Below are 20,608 nucleotides of genomic sequence, written 5' to 3'. Positions count from 1 at the left end.
TTGTTTTACATAAATAAGGACAGAATAATGTATATTCTCTTTTTTGAAATGAAAGGCGGAATGTTCATAGCGCAAATTGTAATGTGGGTGTTTTTTATTGGTCCTTGGCTATTGCTTTTTGCAGTTGATAAAGAGCGAGTAAAGCGGTATATGGCTGTATCACTATTCGGAGTGGTATTGTTAACGATGGTTTTTCAAATTGCAGATCGCTTTAACTGGTGGGAAGTGAATAAAACTCTTTTTTTCTTTGTTAACATGACCCCTTTTCCTTTTGGCATATTTATAATAGGCACGCTTTTTATTTTTTATTTTACCTATCCTGGCTTTTGGATGTTTATGATTATCAATGCAGCTTTCGATTTATTTCAGGCACTTGTCATGAGTTCTATCTTTGAAAAACTAGACATTTATACACTGAAGGAAATGAATCATTTTTTGTTGTTTGTACTAATGATGGTTATTGCTGTTCTACTTTTTCTTTATCAAAAGTGGCAAGATACTGCGTTTAAGTTATCTATCAAGTGATAGAGAGAGAGCTTGTGTTTTATCGCTAACTTTTATATAATGAGCGTATAAAACCCTCTATTTATATCGGAAATAGAGGTGTTTTTACTATGAAAAAGATACAAAATGGCAAAATATCTGCGGATGAACATCATTTTTCGCAAAAAAATTAAAATAATGTAAAAGTTTATGTTAAAATGGCAATGTTGCGTGAACGAATTAACTAACTTTACGCAAGAATGCTATTTACATACGTAAGAAGGAGAGAGATTTAAGATGGCAAAGACGTTAATTTTTGGACATAAAAATCCTGACACAGATACAATCTGTTCTGCAATTGCATACGCTGATTTAAAGAATAAATTAGGTGTAGAAGCTGAGCCAGTTCGATTAGGCGATATTAACGGTGAAACGCAATTTGCTCTTGAAAAGTTCAACGCTGAACTACCACGTTTCGTTGATGAAGTGTCTAAGGAAACAAATGAAGTTATTTTAGTGGACCACAACGAACGCCAGCAAAGTGCAAACGATATTGATCAAGTTCGTGTGCTTGAAGTAATTGATCATCACCGTATTGCTAACTTTGAAACAGCAGATCCTTTATACTATCGTGCAGAGCCAGTTGGATGTACGGCAACGATCTTAAACAAGATGTATAAAGAAAACGGCGTGGAAATCGAATCTAACATCGCAGGTCTTATGCTATCAGCTATCATTTCTGATTCTTTATTATTCAAATCACCAACTTGCACAGACCAAGACGTTGCAGCTGCTAAAGAATTAGCGGAAATTGCAGGCGTAGATGCAGAAGAGTACGGATTAGCAATGCTAAAAGCTGGAGCTGACTTAGGCGATAAAACAGCTTCACAATTAATTTCATTAGATGCTAAAGAATTCAGCATGGGCACAAGCAAAGTTGAAATTGCACAAGTGAATGCAATTGACGTAAACGACGTTTTAGTGCGCAAAGTTGAATTGGAAGAAGCGATTACTAAAACAATCGAAGAAAAAGGATTACAATTATTCCTTTTAGTTGTTACAGATATTTTAAACAGCAACTCTACTGCATTAGCATTAGGTTCTGCTGCTTCGAAAGTAGAAGAAGCATACAACGTAACGCTTGAAAACAATACAGCTGTCTTAGAAGGCGTTGTATCACGTAAAAAACAAGTAGTGCCTGTATTAACATCTGTATTTGCTTAATAAAAAAAACGGTTCGTGTCTAAACACGAACCGTTTTTTTGTTCATTTGCACGTCAAGCCAATTTAGTATATCTTCTATCACTTCATCCTTATTTAGTTCATTAAGCAACTCATGACGGCACTGTGTAAAAAAGCGGTAGCTTACGTCCTGTAATCCGGCTTTTTTAAAGTCGTTATATACTTTGCGTACACCTTTTGTATATCTGCCTACTGGATCATGTTCTCCAGATATTAAATAAACAGGCAGGTTTGATGGGACTAGCTTTATATTAGCTAAGTTAGAGATTTGTTTGATTCCTGTTAATAAGTCATAGAAAAATCCTGCTGTGAAAACTCCTCCGCAGTAAGGGTCATTTACATATAAATCTACAGCCTCATTATCTTGACTTAACCAATCAAAAGGTGTTCGAGCAGGATGAAAGGATTTGTTGTACTGCCCAAAAGAAAGTTTATCAAGCAATGGACTAGCAGATCGTAATCCTTTTCTTTTTTTCTCTATTGTCGCAGCTAATATGCCGCCCTGAAGTGAGAGGAAAGGAATGCTGCCAGTACCTGAGAGCACCACACCATGAATGTGCTCGGTATTCAATTGAATATATCTTCTCGTTAAAAAAGAACCCATGCTGTGACCGAAAAGAAAGATTGGTAAGCCGGAGTGTTCCGTTGAAATGTGCTTAGTCAGAGCAATCATGTCGTAAACTACGGTGTCAAAACCATTTTCTTCAGCAAAAAAACGCTTTTCTTCATCTTTTAAAGCTGTTTGACCGTGACCGCGGTGATCATTTCCATATACGATGTAGCCATGTTGAGTTAATACATTAGCAAAGTATTCGTAGCGTCCAATATGTTCGGCCATCCCATGGGCTACTTGGACAACGCCTTTTGCAGAATTGTTTTCAACATCCCATTTTTGTGCAAATATTTCTTTTTCCTGATGACCTCTGTAGTAAAAGGATTGTTTCATGCTCAGCATCCACCTTCTGCTTTCCTGTAAAATAAGGGATATATGTATATATTATACTAATTTATGCAGGTGATTTTACTATTTTAAAATAAAAAATGATTATTTTGTCATAAACCTTTACAAACCTTTGTGTGATTTGTTAAATTAGTATTTATATTAAAAATTATTAAACAATTTAAAAATATTTAGTTTTTAATAGGTTAGATGAATACGGAGGGAATTATTGTGGCAGAATTAAGAAGTAACATGATCAAAAAAGGATTCGACAGAGCACCGCACCGCAGCCTACTGCGTGCAGCTGGTGTAAAAGAAGAGGATTTCGGCAAACCGTTTATTGCGGTTGTCAATTCATATATTGATATTGTACCAGGTCATGTTCACTTACAAGAGTTTGGTAAAATCGTAAAAGATGCGATTCGCGAAGCTGGTGGCGTACCTTTTGAAATGAACACTATCGGTGTAGATGACGGTATTGCGATGGGACATATCGGTATGCGTTATTCATTACCAAGTCGTGAAATCATTGCTGACTCAGTTGAAACGGTAGTATCTGCTCACTGGTTTGATGGAATGGTATGTATTCCAAACTGTGATAAAATCACGCCTGGGATGTTAATGGCTTCATTGCGTCTGAATATTCCGACAGTTTTTGTTAGCGGCGGACCAATGAAGGCTGGCGTAACGAGCGACGGTCGTAAGATTTCTCTTTCTTCAGTATTTGAAGGCGTAGGAGCTCATCAAGCTGGTAAACTTGATGATAAAGGATTACTTGAATTAGAACAATTTGGCTGTCCGACATGCGGATCTTGTTCAGGAATGTTTACAGCGAACTCAATGAACTGCTTAGCTGAAGCGTTAGGACTTGCTTTACCTGGAAATGGTACAATCTTAGCAGTTGCTCCTGAACGTAGAGAATTTGTTAAAAAATCAGCTAAACAGCTTATGGAATTAATTAAATTAGATTTAAAACCACGTGATATCGTAACAGAAAAAGCAATCGATAATGCATTTGCTTTAGACATGGCGTTAGGTGGTTCTACAAATACAGTTCTTCATACGCTAGCTCTTGCGAATGAAGCTGAAATTGATTATCCGTTAGAGCGTATTAATGAAGTAGCGGAACGCGTGCCTCACCTGGCAAAACTCGCTCCGGCTTCGGATGTATTTATTGAGGACTTACATGAAGCAGGAGGCGTATCGGCTGCTTTAAACGAGCTATCTAAAAAAGAAGGAGCTCTTCATTTAGATACGATGACGGTTACTGGAAAAACGCTAGGCGAAAACATTGCCGGATGCGATGTAAAAGACTATAACGTTATCCATCCAATCGATAAGCCGTTCACCGAAAAAGGCGGACTTGCTGTATTGTTTGGGAACTTAGCTCCAGACGGCGCGATCATTAAAACAGGCGGTGTTCAAGACGGCATTACTCGCCACGAAGGACCAGCAATTGTATTTGAGTCTCAAGACGAGGCGCTGCATGGCATTGCTAACGGAAAAGTAAAAGAAGGACATGTTGTAGTCATCCGCTATGAAGGACCAAAAGGCGGACCGGGAATGCCTGAAATGCTAGCTCCAACTTCTCAAATTATGGGAATGGGACTAGGCGCAAAAGTAGCGCTATTAACGGACGGACGCTTCTCTGGGGCTTCCCGTGGATTATCAATTGGCCACGCATCTCCAGAAGCTGCTGAAGGCGGACCGCTAGCATTTGTCGAAGATGGTGACCACATCGTGATTGACATTGAAGATCGTTCGATGAATGTTCAAGTTTCTCCAGATGTTTGGGCAGAACGAAAAGCAAACTGGAAAGGCTTTGAGCCGAAAGTGAAAAAAGGCTATCTTGCAAGATATTCTAAACTTGTAACTTCTGCAAGCACAGGCGGAATTATGAAAATCTAATAGTACAAAAAAGGCTCTCTGCTGAGAGCCTTTTTCTTTATTAAAGTAACTGTGCAAAGAAGCATTTTTAACAAGAAAATTCTTTTTTCATGATAACGTGTGGGATACCGTCTTCCATAAAGACATCTGAAACCGTCTTATAGCCTAATTTATGATAAAAAGGTTCAGCCTGAACTTGACCGTGAAGCTTAGCTTGAGTTAATCCTTCTTTTTTCGCTGCTTCTTCTAAGCTGGCCACCACTTCTTTTCCGAGCCCGTATTTTCTAAATTCCTTTAATACGCATATCCGCTCTATTTTGGCGTAATCGTCTACTATGCGGAATCTACCAGAAGCTGCCGGTTCATTGTTATAGTAAATCAACATATGTTTTGCCGTTTTCTCATGTTCTTCAAATTCATCTTTTAATGGCACGCCTTGTTCTTCAACAAACACTGTTTTACGTATATGAAATACTTCTTCAAGCTGCTCTTTTGTTGTAACTTGCTTAATTTTCATCGAAAATCCTTCCTTTGCTGCGAATTTATGATTCTTTTCTGTATAATAAAGATATCTGATATAAAAGAGTATAAAGGAAAAACAAAATGTTGTAAATGCAACAAAAAACAACTAATGAACATATTACACAAATTTGTGTTCATTGCTCAATATTTAAACGACCTCAGCAATAGTAAAATCAACTGAAACATGTTAAAAAGCAAAGAAAAGGGATTATGAAGCGCCATGGCTCTACATAACTTGTAAAAAGAGAAATATTCACAATAGTAGTAGGATGAAAAAGGGGAATGTATCATGCAAATAACCTTAGTGTATAAAGATGAGCAATCGAATAAATTTTGGAAAGTTGAAAGAAGAGACAGCAAGTTAGTCATTCACTTTGGAAAAGTTGATACAGCCGGTCGCATGCAAGTGAAAGAGTTTGTTTCCGCAGAAGCTTGTGAAGCGGAAGCTGAAAAGCTGATTCGTGCAAAATTGAAGAAAGGATATAAACCTTTAACTTGTTCAATGCAAGTAATGAAAGACAGTACGATGTCAGAGGCTCTCTTTTGGGAACTGATAAAAAAGGCGAAGACAAAATTAGATGTCGACGAGCAAATGGAATGGCTCCGCTCCACGCTAGCGAAGCGTTCTGAAAAGGACATTTTTCGCTTTGATCAGCTATTAAATCAGCATTTTGATCAATCCTATACTTCTTCATTGTGGGCAGCAGCTTATATTGTAATGGGCGGTTGTTCAGATGATTGTTTTGATTATTTTAGAGCGTGGCTTTTATATCAGGGAAAAGACATATATTATAAAGCAATTGAATCTCCTGAGACGATGATTTCTGTACTTAAACCACTAGAAGCAGAAGGCTATGCTCCTCAATTAGAAGAATTACTTTCTGTAGCGTGTGAAGCTTACGAAGAAAAGACAGGTTTAGATAACGACTATTATTATGATAAATATGACCAGTTTGATCCAGTGTGGTACGATGAGCAAGATTTGGATCTTGATTGGGATGAAGATGATGAGGATGGTTTACAGATGCGATTCCCTGTGCTTTGGAGCCGCTATTGGAACAATCATCTCGAATATTAAAAAGAGGAGATGAAAACCTTTAAACAGATTTTCATCTCCTCTTTTTTTATTTTGATAGAGTACGTGACGGGGCGGCCGAAGACAGTTTTGTTTTTTTGTTTAGCATACTGTTCATAATCATTCCAATTACGATTATCGTCATACCAGCTAACGCAATCCCTGTTGGCATACGGCCATTTAATAAAAACACTTCGCCAAGCACGGTAAAAATCATGCTGCCTGATTGAGTTGCTTCAACCGCTCCAAGCAAACCTAAATTTTCTTTTGCCAAGTCTGTTGCGTAAAAGAACGTCATCGTAGCAATTACACCTGAACTCATTGCTAAGATAAAGGCTTGAGAAAATTGAGGAGCTGTTGGCATACCAGTTGTATAAAATCCATATATCGCATAGATGATACTTAGCGGTATACTGCCGATAGCCATACCTAAAACACGTTGAAATGTATCTAATTTCCCTTTGCAAACTTCCATCATTTTTCGATTTCCAAGCGGATATAAAAAAGCAGCCATGACGACAGGGAGAAAACCCAACACAAACTGTGAAAGCGTGATATTTTCAGCTTCTTTAACTTGCATGAGAATCACACCCGCTAAAATAAACGTTGAAATACCAAGCGTTTTGAGTGGAATGCTGCCTCTTACTTTTTTGTTTCCGTCTGCAGTTTGAATAGTTACATAGAAAAGTGGAGAAATGAGCGCACCTGCCAAGATCGTTACTTGCCACGTTCCAGCTATGAGCCATGACGGTCCAAAAAGTGAAGAAAAACTTAATAATGAATAAAATCCAATTCCTGCAAGAGTTCCCCAGCCTAACCAAGTGAAAGGATGCTTTTTCATTTCCATCCATAATGGTGTAAACTTCTTTTGTACAAGTACTAAAATGAGTAAAATAGGTAGTGCTAATAAAAAACGAAGAGATGCTGTCCAAGCCCAGCTTGTTCCAGATACATTCATGGCACGATTCACAATAAATGTAGCAGAAAAGAACATGGACGAGAGAAGCCCCCATAAAATTGCTTTCATACTTTTTCCTCCTAATTAATAAAAATACCTAAATATATATTATAGTATACTTAGATACAAAAAAAGTGTACCATAATATACAAAAGAAAGGAAGGTAAAAATGCATTCAGAAGAAATGATGAAAAAGGTAGGCAACGAGCTTAGAAAAATAAGAACACAGCGAGAATTCACACTTGATGAATTAGCAGATAGGACGGGAGTCAGCAAACTCACGTTAGGGAAAATTGAAAGAGGGGAGACTAATCCAACCCTAGGAGTAATGTGGAAAATAACAACAGGTTTAAATATCCCTTTAACTAAATTAGTGTCAGTAGAACCTTCAGTGGCTGTATCTAAGTGCGGAGAAGGTTTTTCTCTCAAAGGACCGGACGAAGCGTGGAAAGTAGAATTTATTTTTCAAAATCAAATAGATTCAACTATTGAAATGTATCGAGCCTTTCTTTCTCCTCTCGCTACATACTGTCCTGAACCTCATCATAAAGGATTAATTGAAGTAGCCACGGTAATGGAAGGAAGAATCGAAATGAAAATAGAAGAAGAGCTATACGAGCTAAAACAATTTGACTCTATAAAATTTGAAGGAAGTCATGTACACTCATACAAAAATCTTGAAGAACGTCCAGCTGTTCTGCATTTACTGCTAAAATATGAGGAGTAAAACGGCAGAGCCGCAGTAAAACGAACCATAAAAAATGATTCGTTTTACTGCGGCTCTAATAGCTGTTTATTCATCAGCTTGTTTTGATAGCTAATATATTTTTTTACTCTAATGATAATTAATGAATATTCTTCAATCAAACGGTGGATAGATTGAACCATACACTCTGGATAATGATGTTTTTTCTGTAAATACAATTTATACTTCCGAATCTGCCTTTCGAAATATAAAATAACTTGTTCAGGTGTTTTTACCAGTAACGATTGCATATATTCATTTACTTGCGTTTCAAGAAACGAATAGCGATTCGTGATAAAAAATGTCTTCATCTTATTTTCCTCCCTATAGGTTAGTGGTACAAAAAAGAAACCCTTGTGCTAGGATTTCTTTTTTTGCTTTTTATTTGAATCAGCTGTGCACAATTTTTAGGCACTGATACTTGAAATCGAAGACTCTCTATATTTTTTTATTTTGCATTTTATATATGTAGGCGTTTCGCTGAAAAGATTTGCTACGTGTGTAATAGCTCCATAATAGGTTTTAGCATCCATCATTTCTTTATTGACAATATAGTCATACAGGGATGATTCAATATCATCAACGAAAGCTAAAATGTGACGCTTTTCGAATAGGAGTTGATAAAGTTCATTAATTAAGTAGGGGCTTTGATCAAATTTGTCTTGAAGCTGCTCTACTCGGTACTTTGTCATAGGCACTTCACACAAGATAATGTATCGTAACTCTTCTAAAAATAATTTATTCATCTTTCTCACATCCCTATTCTGTTAATAATTATATAATAGCACTATGCCTTCATATTTGGAAGCGTTTTCAACAGATTAATTTCAATATTTTTTCCTTCTCATTTCCTTTCGGTTTTTCTTTTCTTACGTGAATTATCTGTATTATAGTTCGTTTTACGTAAAGACTCTAGCTAATTGTTAAACTACCTGACATACTTTTTGAAATTTTCATTATTGATGTTAAAAACTCTTACATACCTAAGCAAAAACACCTTAAAAATAACGCCCTATTAGCCGGAATCATCTTTAATTGTGATAAAATAAAAAATGGAAAATACATCATATAGGAGAGAGGCTATGGAAAAAGATCATATTTCAGAGCTTAAGATTTTAAAAGACATTGCCGAGATTTTAAATGAAGGCACTAATTTACATACAATGCTTCACGATGCTCTTTTAAAACTGCTGCAAATAACAGATTTACAAACAGGATGGATCTTTTTTATTGATGAAAATGGAAAACATGAGATGGTTGCCGCTCAGCATTTGCCCCCGGCTTTATTAAATAAAACCGCTCAGCCTATGTGTAACGGAAGCTGCTGGTGTGTTGATCGATATATGGATGGCCGGCTTCAAAAAGCGTCTAATATTATGGAGTGTAAGAGACTTGAAGATTCCGTCATTTATGAGTGGGGAGATACACACGACATTACCCATCACGCAACGGTTCCTTTACAAGCAGGGGATGAGCGCTTTGGGTTATTAAATGTAGCTGCCCCTCATAAAATTCATTTTGAACAGCGAGAGCTTGATTTATTAGGATCTGTCGCTCTTCAAATTGGAACGGCTATCAAGCGGATTAAGCTGACTCAATCTCAGCAGGAAGTAAAACTTATTGAAGAAAGAAACAGACTGGCCAAAGATCTTCACGATTCTGTTAATCAGCTGTTGTTTTCAATTAATGTCACAGCCAAAGCCGGAAGCAGCTTAGCAAAAGATGTGCAGTTAAAAGAGACTTTTTCCTTAATCCAAGAAACCGCTCAGCATGCTCAAGTGGAAATGAAAGCTTTAATTTGGCAGCTTCGTCCTCAAGGATTAGAAAACGGCATTGTCAGTGCGTTAAAAAGCTATGGTCAAATGCTAGGGCTTCACGTAAAAGAACAAATTAAAGGAGTGTCCGTTTTGCCTGCTGTGATTGAAGAGACACTGTGGAGAGTCGGACAAGAAGCTTTTAATAATTGCCGAAAGCATGCGGGTACGGCAGAGGTACATTTAAACGTAAATATAAGCAAAGAACAGGTAATTATGAAAATTCAAGATAGCGGCAATGGATTTATATATAGCCCTTCAGCAGAATTACCGACGCTTGGGTTAAAAACCATGCAGGAGCGAATAAACAGATTAAATGGGAATCTATCTGTTACAAGCAGTATAGGAAACGGAACAGTTGTGGAAGTATCTATTCCTCTTTCATAACTGAAAGGAGCGCACATGAAAATAAAGATTTTAATCGCAGATGATCACCATGTCGTCCGAAAAGGACTTGTCTTTTTCTTACAAACGCAGCCGGACTTAGAAATTGTAGGAGAAGCTTCTAACGGAGAGGAAGCTTTAAAGTTAGCGACATCCCTAGAGCCTCATATTGTGTTAATGGATTTATCGATGCCGGTTCTCGATGGAATCGAGGCAACAAAAGAATTAAAAAAACAAGCACCGCATATACAAGTCATGATTTTAACAAGCTTTTCGGATCAAGACCATGTGATACCAGCATTAGAAGCTGGAGCTTCAGGCTATCAGTTAAAAGAAAGTGATCCAGATGAACTTGTAGCAGCTATTCGAAAGCTAATGAACGGAGAAAATCAGCTTCATCCCAAAGTCACCACACACTTGCTAACACGGTTAACCAAAAGCAGCGAAAAGAAAGTCAATTTTATTGATCACTTAACAAAACGAGAAAAAGACGTATTAAAAGAAATTGCAAAAGGCAAAAGCAACAAAGAAATTGGCGCTGCCTTACATATTACAGAAAAAACAGTAAAAACACATGTGTCTAATATTTTATCGAAGCTTGGGGTTCAAGACCGCACGCAAGCTGCTTTATATGCTGTTCAGCATGGGATTTCCTAACCTACGACTTTAGTTGTAGGTTTTTCTCTGTTCACCTCAGTCTATATTGGTAGCGTTCTTTCTATCAATAGCATGACGAAAAAAAGTTAAATTATCCCTATACTATACGTATAACCAAACGACAGAGGGGTAGATAAATATGAACATACTTATTATCAACGGAAGTCCCAGAGAAACAGGCCGAACAACACAAGTGACGAGAGAGATTCACAAAAACTATCAAAGTTCTTTTCTAGATTTAAGCCAATTATCGCTTCCTATATTCACAGGTGAACCTCATCAGTATGGAATAGAAGAAGTGAAAGTGCTGACTGAAGCAATAGAAAAAGCGGATGGTGTCTTACTTGCGACGCCTGAGTACCACGGCGCTATGAGCGGAGCATTAAAAAACGCGTTTGACTTTTTAAACAGTGCGTATTTTGCACATAAGCCCGTAGCACTTGTAGCCGTATCAGGAGGAGGAAAAGGAGGTATCAATGCTTTAAACAACCTTAGAACCGTTACACGCGCTTTGTATGCGAATGTTCTATCTAAGCAGTTGGTATTAGACCCTGCAGACATCGTGGAAAAAGGAACTTTACGAAAAAACGCCGCTGACGGAATTCATGGATTAGTTAATGAGCTGACTCTGTATACACAAGTGTCTAAGCAAATTTTAGAAGCTAAGCAAAATGTTTGATGAAGGCGCTTTATAAGGACCGTCGCTTTCAAGCCATAGTAGCTGCGAATGTTTTATCTTCTATTGGTTCCGGTATTACGATGCTTGCCATTCCTTTACTGTTAATTGCATCTCCAGATGGAAATAAACTATTTGGCATGATTATGCTGATGATGACGGTGATTAGCTTTGTGGCTACTCCGTATATAGGTGTTCTTATTGATCGAATGTCACGAAAGAAAATGTTGTTAACCGTAGAATTGATAGGTTTTATCACGGTCATGCTATTTGTGATCGTTGGTTTTATGACAGACTATTCAACCATTCACTACATCATTTTGTACGGAACCGGAAACCTTTACTACACGTTTTTTTATCCAACGATTTTTGCATTAAATCAAGAAGTTTTTTCAAAAGATGCGTTTCAATCATTAAACAGTATTATGGAAATACAAGGCCAGCTATCGAGTATGCTTGCAGGCGCTCTGGCCAGTCTAGTCATTACTCGTTGGTCGCTTCAATGGATTTTAATAGTCGATGCAGCTACGTATATAGCTGCATTCCTTTTTCTATTGAGTATTCCATATAAACAAAGCAGGGAACCAAGCGACAAAAAACACACTGCGATGAAAGAGGGATTAGCATTTATAAAAGAAAATCGCTCGGTATCTATTTTTTTACTGCTTTCTTTTATGCCTTTCGTTGCTGTAATGATGACGAACTATTTGTTTCCTATTTATCTGACTCAAGAATTAAACGCAAGTCCAGCAGCATATGGGATTGAGAGTGCCGTATATAGTTTCGGAGCATTAACCGCAGGGATATTCATCGTATCTATTATGAAAAGAACAGGCACTGAGCTAGCCATTATGCTTAATATAAGCCTCTTTGCACTCGGAATATCTATCATCTTCTTTATGAAGCTTCTGCCCATTTACTTTTCTATTGTGTTTTTTCTTGCTTTTGCAAATGCAGGTACAAGAGTAGCTCGAAATACGTTTATGATGCAGAAAATACCGAATACTATCGTGGGAAGAGTGGACAGCTGTTTTCGCTTTATTACGTTAGGAATTCGTATTTTATTGATTTTCTTCTTTACGTACGTTACGACTAATGATCATATAGGATTTGCTTTTTCAGGACTTAGCCTGCTTTTATTATCATCCGCCGGAGCAGGCTGGATACTCTACAAAAGAAAACAGCGAAAACAGTCTGCACTGCTTAAGAGTGTTTTATAATGTCTGTTGCATGTTATAATAGAGGAATTGACAAATAATGTTCAACGTTTATGACGTTGGACATTATTTGTTCTGAATAGAAATTAAACAGCAACAGCATTGACTGTTATGCGATTGGAAGATTGTGAAGCGATGATAAATAAAACATTAAACAAAGAACAATTAAAAGATTCGTACTCAAGCAGAACATACTATAGAGGACACACGTATTACAAGCAGGGGCGTGTGCTTGATTTGGAATACAATGAACAGACCACTACGTGGACAGCATCCGTTCGAGGTGCGGAAATGTATACCGTAATGGTTGAACAAAAAGGAAATTCTTTTTATTCATTCTGCGATTGTCCTGCTTATCACGAGTTTTCAGAATGCAAACACGAAGTAGCTGTTTTATTAGCCATTTGCGATGAGCGCGCAAAGCCGCAGCCAATTAAAACAAAGCCTTTTCGCCAAAGCAAAGAATACGAAAATGTAAATCATTTTATCGACTTATTTTCGAGCTATCAGCAAACAATAAGCGATCAAAGAAAATATGCGGATAAAGATCCGTTGAAAGTAGAATTTATTTGCAAGTCTTACTCAGAAGAATTTTTACGTTCAGAAGGAATGTACGTAGCCCTTGAAATGAAAGTGGGCGTCGACCGGACGTATGTAGTAAAAAACATTCAAGAATTTTTAACAGACGCTAAAGAATTCCAAACTCATGAATTTACCAAGCGCTTCGAATATGACCCAGCGGAACATTTTTTTATAGAAGAAGATAGGAAAATCATTGAGCTGCTGACAGATATTATGACGAATGAATCATTTTATAAAAATTCCTATTCTATGTATCGTTCGTCCGCAAATAACAGAGAACTAATCATTCCATCCATCGTAGCCAAAGAGTTATTTCAATCGCTTAAAGATCGGAACTTTACATTTATTCATGAAGGGCATTCATATGAAAATATTATCTTTGCTGAAAGTTCAGCTCCTTTTTCATTTCAATTAAACAAGCACCCGGCAGCTGGGTTTGAGCTAGACTTTACGGAACTTCATCAAGCTTCATTTTTCGATCGATATGGCTGGCTATTTTTAAACGGGACGTTTTATGAGCTATCTCAAGATCAGCGTATGCTTCTTGAAGGGCTTAGGAAAACGGCTCCTTTGAAGCCAGTCGTACCTATAGCAGAAGAGCAGATGGGCAATTTTTTATCTCACGTCGTTCCAGGACTAAAAAAAGTGGGGAAAGTGGATATCGCAAAAGAAGTATCCCATCAGATTATTGCACCTGAACTAAAAGCAAAAGTATTTATTGACCAAGAAGATGAACAGCTGTTTGTGACGCTTCGGTACCATTATGGAGAGATTTCAATTAATCCATTTTCACCTCAACCTGAAAAGTACGATAAAATCTTAATACGAGATTTAGAAAAAGAAGACCGCGTGATGGATTTAATTGAAACAGCTCCTTTAAACATTTATAAAAACCAGCTGTATTTAAATCAAGATGAATCATCTTTATATGAATTTTTGTTTCATATTGTTCCAAAGCTTGATGAAATAGCGGATGTGTATATTACGGATGAGATGAAAGATTATGCTTATACGGATTTTTCTGCGCCAGTAACAACGGTTGACATCAAAAACAGCAATGGATTATTAGAAATTAATTTTGATTTAGGAGACATTAATCATCAAACCGTTCAAGATGTTTTAAAATCTGTTTTAGAAAAGAAAAGCTATCATCGTCTAGATAACGGTGCGTTTATTCCTCTTGAAAACGAAGGCTTTGAGCATATTCAAAATCTGTTTCGTGAGCTGAACGTAACCGAGAAAGACTTAAAGGATAACTCATTGCAAGTACCTTTATACAGAGGAATGCAAGTGGAAGAGATTATGAGTGCGGGTGATAAATCAGCGGCTAAGTTCGGCTCAGCATTTAAAAGGTTACTTACACAGCTCAAATCTCCAGAGGAAATGGATTGGGAAGTACCGGAATCCTTGCAGGCATCATTGCGTGATTATCAGTACAATGGGTTTAAGTGGTTTAAATCTCTGGCTCACTACTCTTTAGGAGGCGTTCTGGCTGATGATATGGGGCTTGGAAAAACGCTTCAAAGCATTGCCTATATCCTATCTGAAAAAGAGCTTGATGAAGATAGCAGTGCCTTTTTAATTGTTGTGCCGGCTTCCTTGATTTATAACTGGCGCAACGAATTGGAGAAATTTGCACCGAATTTAACGGTTCAAACCATTACAGGAACGCCGAGCGAGCGTGAGGAGAAGCTAAAACGCACAGCTGACGTATGGATTACATCTTACCCAACGCTGCGTCAAGATATCGATTTGTATCAGCATCTTCATTTTCATGCTTTAATTCTAGATGAGGCTCAAAGTATTAAAAATCATACAACGAAAACGGCAGTAGCTGTTAGGACTATTTCAGCTGAAAAACGTTTTGCGCTGAGCGGTACGCCTATTGAAAACTCACTTGATGAGCTTTGGTCAATTTTCCAGACCATTCTTCCGGGTTTATTTCCAGGGCTTCGCCAGTTTAAGAACATGTCATCGGAGCAGGTCAGTCGAATTGTAAGACCATTTTTACTGCGACGAGTAAAAAAGGATGTATTAAAAGAACTGCCTGATAAAATTGAAACAACTCATTTATCTGAGCTCACTAAAGAACAAAAAGAGTTATATGTAGGCTATTTAGAACAGTTAAAATCATCTTTAGCCGGTGAAGATTTTAATAAAAACCGAATGAAGATCTTGGCGGGATTAACAAGACTGCGCCAGATTTGCTGTCATCCGTCCCTATTCGTTGAAAATTACGAAGGGTATTCAAGCAAATTAGAGCAGCTGCTTGAGATTACAAGAAATGCGGTTGCCAACGGAAAACGTTTGTTAATCTTTTCTCAGTTTACAAGCATGCTTCACATTATTCGAGAAGAGCTTCAAAAAGAAAACCTTTCGTACTTTTACTTAGACGGTCAAACGCCATCAAAAGAACGAGTGGAAATGGCGGATCGATTTAATAATGGAGAACAAGACATTTTCTTAATCTCGTTAAAAGCCGGAGGCACGGGCTTAAATTTAACGGGAGCAGATACAGTTATTTTATATGACTTATGGTGGAACCCAGCGATTGAAGAACAAGCGGCAGGCCGTGCACACCGCATTGGGCAAAAAAATGTTGTGCAGGTCATCAAGCTTATTTCTCAAGGGACTATCGAAGAAAAAATTTACGGCTTGCAGCAAAAGAAAAAAGAACTCATCGAACAGGTTATTCAGCCGGGAGAAACAATGCTTTCTAGTTTGACAGAAGAAGAACTTCGAGAACTGCTTAGTATGTAGCAAAGGGTGTGTGAGGAATGAAAAAATGGGCGTTTGTATCAGATTTTGATGGAACAATTTCAAAAAAAGATTTTTATTGGATTGTGATTGAAAAGTATTTTCCAGAAGGTGAAGAACTTTTCCACCGATGGAAATCAGGAGAAATGAAAGATATTGATTTTTTATCTACTGTTTTTCAATCCATTCACCAAGAAGAACCGAAAATTTTAGAAGACGTAGCGAATATTCCAATTGATGAATACGTGCCCGATTTTATTAAAGCTGTTCAGAAAAACGGCGGAGATTTTTATATTTTAAGCGCTGGAACAACGTACTATATTAAACCGATTTTAGATAAATACGGTGTTGAAAAAGTGGAAGTTTATTCAAATGAAGGATATTTCCATCAAAACAACGTTCACTTGCGTCTAGACCCTGCTCACAGATGGCATTCAGAACGCTACGGCATCGATAAATCATCTGTTATTCAAGAACTAAAAGAGACATACGAAACGATTTATTTTGCTGGAGACAGCGAGCCGGATTCGCATCCAGCAAAATATGCAGACGTCACATTTGCAAAAGATTCTTTGCAAGATTTACTGCGCGGACAAAACGTTCCGTTTGTTCCGGTTGAAACATTTGAAGATATTGAGCAATATTTGATGAAACATAATGTAATAAAAAAGGCATAAAAACAGCGGTATTATTTGATTACTTCAAATAATACCGCTGTTCCTATTCCGCCTCCGCTTCCTAAAGCCGCTATGACATATCGCACGTCACGGCGCTTGCTTTCATAAAAAAGACGCGTAGCTAAAATAGCTCCTGATGCTCCGTATGGGTGTCCTAGAGTCAATGCTCCTCCGCGAATATTCACTTTCTCTTCTCGTATTCCCAGTTCTTGCATGCAAGCGACAACTTTAACAGCAAATGCTTCATTGATTTCAAATAAGTCAATATCATCTACCGTAAGAGAATTTCGCTTCAAGATATTTTTAATCGCAGAAACTGGTGCAATAGCAGGGTAAAGAGGTGACACTCCTGAAATATCAGCGTCAATAAAACGCAAAACGGGCTGAAAGCCTAAGGACCGTGCTTTTTGCTCTTCCATCACAAGTGTAATGCAGGCTCCATCGTTAATTCCACAGCTGTTTGCTGCAGTGACGGTGCCTTCTTTTTTAAAAAAGACGGGGCTGGCTTTTTGCAGCAGCTTTGTTAGGTTTCGTTTTTTCATAAATGCTTCATCGTGCATCACGTTTGGAAGAGGAAGCGTTTCTTCTTCAAACAACCTTTTTTCAAAAGTCTCCCAGCTTCTTTCATGACTTAAAAGAGCATATCTGTCCTGCTGTTCTTTAGATATATTGTATCGCTTGGCTACGTTTTCTGCTGCAATCCCCATGTCAGGGTCACCAATTTTATCAGGAGAAAAACGTGCTCTTTTTTCAAAAGGAGAAGTACTTGTACTTTCAACGCCTCCAGCTAAATAACACGTTCCAGCGCCTGCTTTTATCAAATAGCTCGCCATTCGAATGGCCTCTAAGCCAGCTCCGCACTGACGATCAATGGTCATTCCCGGGATAGAAAAAGGGAGGTCTGCTTCTAAAGCGGATAGCCTAGCTGCGTTTCCTCCTGGACCTACAACATTCCCTAAAATAATATCATCAATTTCATGTTCAATTCCAGCGCTAAGGTGTTTTAATAAAGGAGCCGTTAGCTCTTGAACATGAAAATCTTTCAGTAGACCGTTTTCTTTTCCAATGACCGTACGCTTCGCTTTTACAATTGCTGCTTGATAGATAGTCATCACTTCCTTACATAGAAGCCGTGTTAGAACGACCAGGTACCGCTACTGCTTTTCGAACTTTTGTAATTAAATACGCCGCGACCACTGCTTTTATACAGTCACCTGGAAGGTAAACGAAGCTTAGCTGAAGAGATTTTAGAAATGGAATGTGAAGCTGCATTGCTTGTATAGGAATGCCACATGCGTATACCAACACAATCCCAAATAACACATTTACGGCAAATGCCTTTGCAATCGTTACATTTTTTAATCGTGACAGCGTCCAGCCAATAAAGAAAGCTGCAAACACATAGCCAATAATGTATCCCGCACTCGGACTCAAAAACACGCCAATTCCTCCGCGTCCTCCCGCAAGTAAAGGAACGCCAGCTGCTAGCAAACATAAAAAGAGAAATTGACTTAAAGCTCCGAGTCTAGCTCCAAGAATTCCCCCCGATAGCATGACACCCATGGGCTGAAGAGTAATCGGAATGGGTGTAAAGGATAAAAAAATAGGAGGGACGAGTCCTAGAGCTCCCATTATAGCCGTGAATAATGCAACGTACGTCATATCTTTTGTTTTCATCGTAAACCTCCGCTATGTATGATAAAACATGACTATCGTATCTTATTAAACTTAAATTAGTCAACTTAATTTTTGTTAAAGTTTACATTTTTCTTTTCTCAAACCCGCATTTACGGTACACTAAAAGTAAAAGAAAAAGGGAGCTTACGGAGTAATGAAACGAATTGAAGAACTAGTTTTTAATCAGTGTCAGCAAACGCCTGACAGACTCGCACTATCGGATTCTATTAATAAGTTAAGTTACGGTCAAATGTGGAATCGTGTATGTAAAGCCGAAAAACAGCTGCAGGAAAAAGGGGTGGAAAAAGGAGAGCTCGTTGCGTTAAGTATGCCAAACAATGCAGAAGCTGTTGTGTCATTTTTAGCGATTTTAAAAGCCGGTGGAATTGTAATGCTTTTACATAATGAGTTGACAGAGGCTGAAGTGGATACTTATTTTTCTATTCAATCCCCGAATTGGCTATGGAAAACATCTTCTTTAACTAGAATAAGAGAAGAGAAAACGATGCTGCCCTTACGGCAAGTAAATGAACTATCCGATCTATTTTTATTTGGATTTACCTCTGGGTCAACAGGGAGGCCTAAAGGGTTTGTAAAATCGCATTATTCTTGGTCTTCATCCTTTCAAGAATGGTCGGACGTATTTTCTTTACAGAAACGTGACAAAGTGCTTGTTCCTTTACATATCTCGTATTCCGCCCAGCTTTACCCGGTTTTGCATGCGCTTTGCAGCGGCATGCACGCTATCATGCTAGAAGCGTTTACACCTTCGTCTGTTTTTCACAAAGAAGCTAGCTGTATGTCCATTACACCTGCATTATTTTCGCCATTGCTTCGTTATGTACAAAGCAGACCAAAAGAAAAACGACTTCTGCCAAAAAACGTGATTTCAGTAGGCAATAAATTATCTCCTTCCGTTCGAAAGAAATTTTCACAAGCATTTCCTAATGCCTATCTGTATGAATATTACGGATCTTCTGAAATGGGATTTGTTACGGTGCTTTCACCACATACAGCGGAAACGATGCCTCATACAGTAGGCTATCCTGTTGACAGCGTAGACGTTTTAATCCTGAACGAGCGTGGAAAAGAAGTAGAAAAAGGAGATAAAGGAACACTATTTGTGAAAACAACTCAAGCATTTGAAGGGTTTGTTAAGGACAGCGAAGAAACGAACCGCTCATTTTTTAACGGATATGTTACGTCGCATGATATTGCGGTTCAGCTTCCAGACGGAAGCATTACCATCGTAGGAAGAGATAAAAACGTAATTAAAAGCAGCGGAAGTCTAGTGTATGCCGAAGAAATTGAAGAGCTGCTTTTACAAATACCGGGCGTTAGCGAAGCAGCCGTTTTTAGCGTAGTAGATGCTGAACGTTCAGAAGTAGTAGGTGCAGCAATTGTTTTAGAGAACATTTCTCTTTCTGATGTGAGACAAGCGCTGATACAACGAGTATCTGCTTATAAAATCCCGCGCGTATGGAGAGTTTTAACGTCCTTTCCGCGAATGAAAAATGGTAAAATTGATAAAGCAACGATATACAGCTACTTTACAGAGAAAGAAGGGAAGACATATGATCTCATTTGAACCTATTACAGCTGACACGATGTATATTGTGTCAGAGATTATCAATTCAAACGAAGCTTATAACGTGTTAGAAAACGGCAAAAAAGAGCGGAGTGAAGAAGAGCTTTTTAAAGAATATATGAATGAAAAAACGGACAGTTACTTTATAAAAGCCGACGATACATACGTAGGGGTTATTGATTACATGAAACAAAACCCAAACGATGACCATCCGTGGATTGGAGCTTTTATTATTCATAGCGCCTATCACAATTTCAGTTTCGGAACGCAGGCATATCTAGCGTTTGAAGAGAAGCTAAAAAAAGAAGAAGGACTTTCCGTTCTACGTCTTGGTGTTCTGTCTCAAAATCCTAGAGCCGAGCTGTTTTGGGAACGTCTTGGTTTTACACAGTATGCCACTAAGCCGCTGCATCATAATCAAGTTAACTGCTTGGAAAAAGAGCTGTAAAAAATCCGTGGGTTATATCCACGGATTTTTTTACTGTGTATTAAATGGTCGAAAGAAAAAAATATAGTAACCACTTTATTATTATCAGAGCCTTGTGCTCCTGTTGAAGACAACGTAAGCCTTCTATTCGACGCGACTTGAAGTAACCGAACTGATTGTCATAGAAATTTATGTCTTTAATGCGTTTGTTGCCTATGAAATTGTAACAATTCCTTATATATACTTTGCTAATGCACTTGAAAAGGACGTTGAGAAATCAAGGATGTATAAAAAGCTGAG

General features: G+C 38.0%; 20 protein-coding genes. 13 read left to right on the top strand and 7 right to left on the bottom strand.

Features of this window, described 5'->3' with window-relative positions; translation table 11 throughout:
• Positions 1–27: 27 nt before the first annotated feature.
• Both POF52_RS20510 and POF52_RS20505 read left to right on the top strand, forming a co-directional pair.
• Positions 28–525, top strand: a complete 498-nt coding sequence (locus POF52_RS20510; RefSeq protein ID WP_271994472.1) for a hypothetical protein — start codon at positions 28–30, stop codon at positions 523–525.
• Positions 526–780: 255 nt separating this feature from the next.
• Positions 781–1,707: a manganese-dependent inorganic pyrophosphatase gene (locus POF52_RS20505; protein WP_013083332.1), complete on the top strand. Its 927-nt coding sequence runs from the start codon at positions 781–783 to the stop codon at positions 1,705–1,707.
• A 19-nt stretch (positions 1,708–1,726) separates the two neighbouring features.
• On the opposite strand, the gene POF52_RS20500 is transcribed toward POF52_RS20505, so the two are convergent.
• Positions 1,727–2,671, bottom strand: coding sequence for an alpha/beta hydrolase (locus tag POF52_RS20500; protein WP_271994469.1), 945 nt, complete (start codon positions 2,669–2,671; stop codon positions 1,727–1,729).
• Positions 2,672–2,896: 225 nt separating this feature from the next.
• Here POF52_RS20500 and ilvD point away from each other — a divergent pair, with 225 nt between their 5' ends.
• The gene (ilvD, locus tag POF52_RS20495) at positions 2,897–4,573 is read left to right on the top strand and encodes a dihydroxy-acid dehydratase (protein WP_013083330.1); all 1,677 of its coding nucleotides are present in this window, start codon (positions 2,897–2,899) and stop codon (positions 4,571–4,573) included.
• A 67-nt stretch (positions 4,574–4,640) separates the two neighbouring features.
• Here ilvD and POF52_RS20490 read toward each other — a convergent pair whose 3' ends face one another.
• A complete protein-coding gene (locus tag POF52_RS20490) occupies positions 4,641–5,069 on the bottom strand; it encodes a GNAT family N-acetyltransferase (protein ID WP_271994466.1) in 429 nt (142 codons plus the stop codon).
• Positions 5,070–5,363: 294 nt separating this feature from the next.
• Between POF52_RS20490 and POF52_RS20485 the strand changes: the two genes are divergently transcribed.
• Entirely contained in the window at positions 5,364–6,152 is a 789-nt protein-coding gene (locus POF52_RS20485) for a DUF4240 domain-containing protein (protein WP_016764279.1), read from the top strand.
• Between the two features lie 46 nt (positions 6,153–6,198).
• Here the strand turns inward: POF52_RS20485 and POF52_RS20480 are convergent, their stop codons facing one another.
• On the bottom strand, positions 6,199–7,176 hold the full coding sequence (locus tag POF52_RS20480) for a DMT family transporter (RefSeq protein ID WP_271994463.1): 978 nt from the start codon (positions 7,174–7,176) through the stop codon (positions 6,199–6,201).
• 100 nt (positions 7,177–7,276) lie between these two features.
• Here POF52_RS20480 and POF52_RS20475 point away from each other — a divergent pair, with 100 nt between their 5' ends.
• Entirely contained in the window at positions 7,277–7,834 is a 558-nt protein-coding gene (locus tag POF52_RS20475) for a helix-turn-helix domain-containing protein (protein WP_013057203.1), read from the top strand.
• A 44-nt stretch (positions 7,835–7,878) separates the two neighbouring features.
• On the opposite strand, the gene POF52_RS20470 is transcribed toward POF52_RS20475, so the two are convergent.
• Together POF52_RS20470 and POF52_RS20465 are read right to left on the bottom strand one after the other, a co-directional pair.
• Complete coding sequence (locus POF52_RS20470; RefSeq protein WP_013083325.1) at positions 7,879–8,163, bottom strand: hypothetical protein; 285 nt, start codon at positions 8,161–8,163, stop codon at positions 7,879–7,881.
• A gap of 96 nt (positions 8,164–8,259) precedes the next feature.
• Positions 8,260–8,598, bottom strand: a complete 339-nt coding sequence (locus POF52_RS20465) for a hypothetical protein (RefSeq protein WP_013083324.1) — start codon at positions 8,596–8,598, stop codon at positions 8,260–8,262.
• 336 nt (positions 8,599–8,934) lie between these two features.
• Here POF52_RS20465 and POF52_RS20460 point away from each other — a divergent pair, with 336 nt between their 5' ends.
• From POF52_RS20460 to POF52_RS20435, 6 genes are all read left to right on the top strand, one after another.
• On the top strand, positions 8,935–10,053 hold the full coding sequence (locus POF52_RS20460) for a GAF domain-containing sensor histidine kinase (protein ID WP_013083323.1): 1,119 nt from the start codon (positions 8,935–8,937) through the stop codon (positions 10,051–10,053).
• 15 nt (positions 10,054–10,068) lie between these two features.
• Positions 10,069–10,707 (top strand): response regulator, encoded by a 639-nt coding sequence (locus tag POF52_RS20455; RefSeq protein ID WP_098287549.1) that lies wholly within the window; start codon positions 10,069–10,071, stop codon positions 10,705–10,707.
• A 139-nt stretch (positions 10,708–10,846) separates the two neighbouring features.
• The gene (locus POF52_RS20450) at positions 10,847–11,386 is read left to right on the top strand and encodes an NADPH-dependent FMN reductase (protein ID WP_271994454.1); all 540 of its coding nucleotides are present in this window, start codon (positions 10,847–10,849) and stop codon (positions 11,384–11,386) included.
• The gene (locus tag POF52_RS20445; RefSeq protein WP_271994452.1) at positions 11,386–12,603 is read left to right on the top strand and encodes an MFS transporter; all 1,218 of its coding nucleotides are present in this window, start codon (positions 11,386–11,388) and stop codon (positions 12,601–12,603) included. The genes POF52_RS20450 and POF52_RS20445 overlap by 1 nt, the downstream gene beginning before the upstream one ends.
• A gap of 132 nt (positions 12,604–12,735) precedes the next feature.
• Positions 12,736–15,942, top strand: a complete 3,207-nt coding sequence (locus POF52_RS20440; protein ID WP_271994450.1) for a DEAD/DEAH box helicase — start codon at positions 12,736–12,738, stop codon at positions 15,940–15,942.
• A 17-nt stretch (positions 15,943–15,959) separates the two neighbouring features.
• Positions 15,960–16,616, top strand: coding sequence for an MtnX-like HAD-IB family phosphatase (locus POF52_RS20435; protein ID WP_271994448.1), 657 nt, complete (start codon positions 15,960–15,962; stop codon positions 16,614–16,616).
• 11 nt (positions 16,617–16,627) lie between these two features.
• Here the strand turns inward: POF52_RS20435 and POF52_RS20430 are convergent, their stop codons facing one another.
• Positions 16,628–17,728: an acetyl-CoA C-acyltransferase gene (locus POF52_RS20430; protein ID WP_271994447.1), complete on the bottom strand. Its 1,101-nt coding sequence runs from the start codon at positions 17,726–17,728 to the stop codon at positions 16,628–16,630.
• A 7-nt stretch (positions 17,729–17,735) separates the two neighbouring features.
• On the bottom strand, positions 17,736–18,293 hold the full coding sequence (locus POF52_RS20425; protein ID WP_271994445.1) for a biotin transporter BioY: 558 nt from the start codon (positions 18,291–18,293) through the stop codon (positions 17,736–17,738).
• A 154-nt stretch (positions 18,294–18,447) separates the two neighbouring features.
• Between POF52_RS20425 and POF52_RS20420 the strand changes: the two genes are divergently transcribed.
• Positions 18,448–19,881, top strand: a complete 1,434-nt coding sequence (locus POF52_RS20420) for a class I adenylate-forming enzyme family protein (protein WP_271994443.1) — start codon at positions 18,448–18,450, stop codon at positions 19,879–19,881.
• Positions 19,868–20,329 (top strand): GNAT family N-acetyltransferase, encoded by a 462-nt coding sequence (locus tag POF52_RS20415; RefSeq protein ID WP_271994441.1) that lies wholly within the window; start codon positions 19,868–19,870, stop codon positions 20,327–20,329. The genes POF52_RS20420 and POF52_RS20415 overlap by 14 nt, the downstream gene beginning before the upstream one ends.
• Positions 20,330–20,608: the final 279 nt, after the last annotated feature.

Origin of the sequence: Priestia sp. AB (genome assembly GCF_028369225.1) — a bacterium.
GTDB lineage: Bacteria > Bacillota > Bacilli > Bacillales > Bacillaceae_H > Priestia > Priestia megaterium.
The sequence above is the reverse complement of the archived record's forward strand: the minus strand, read 5'-3'. Positions and strand labels throughout refer to the sequence as shown.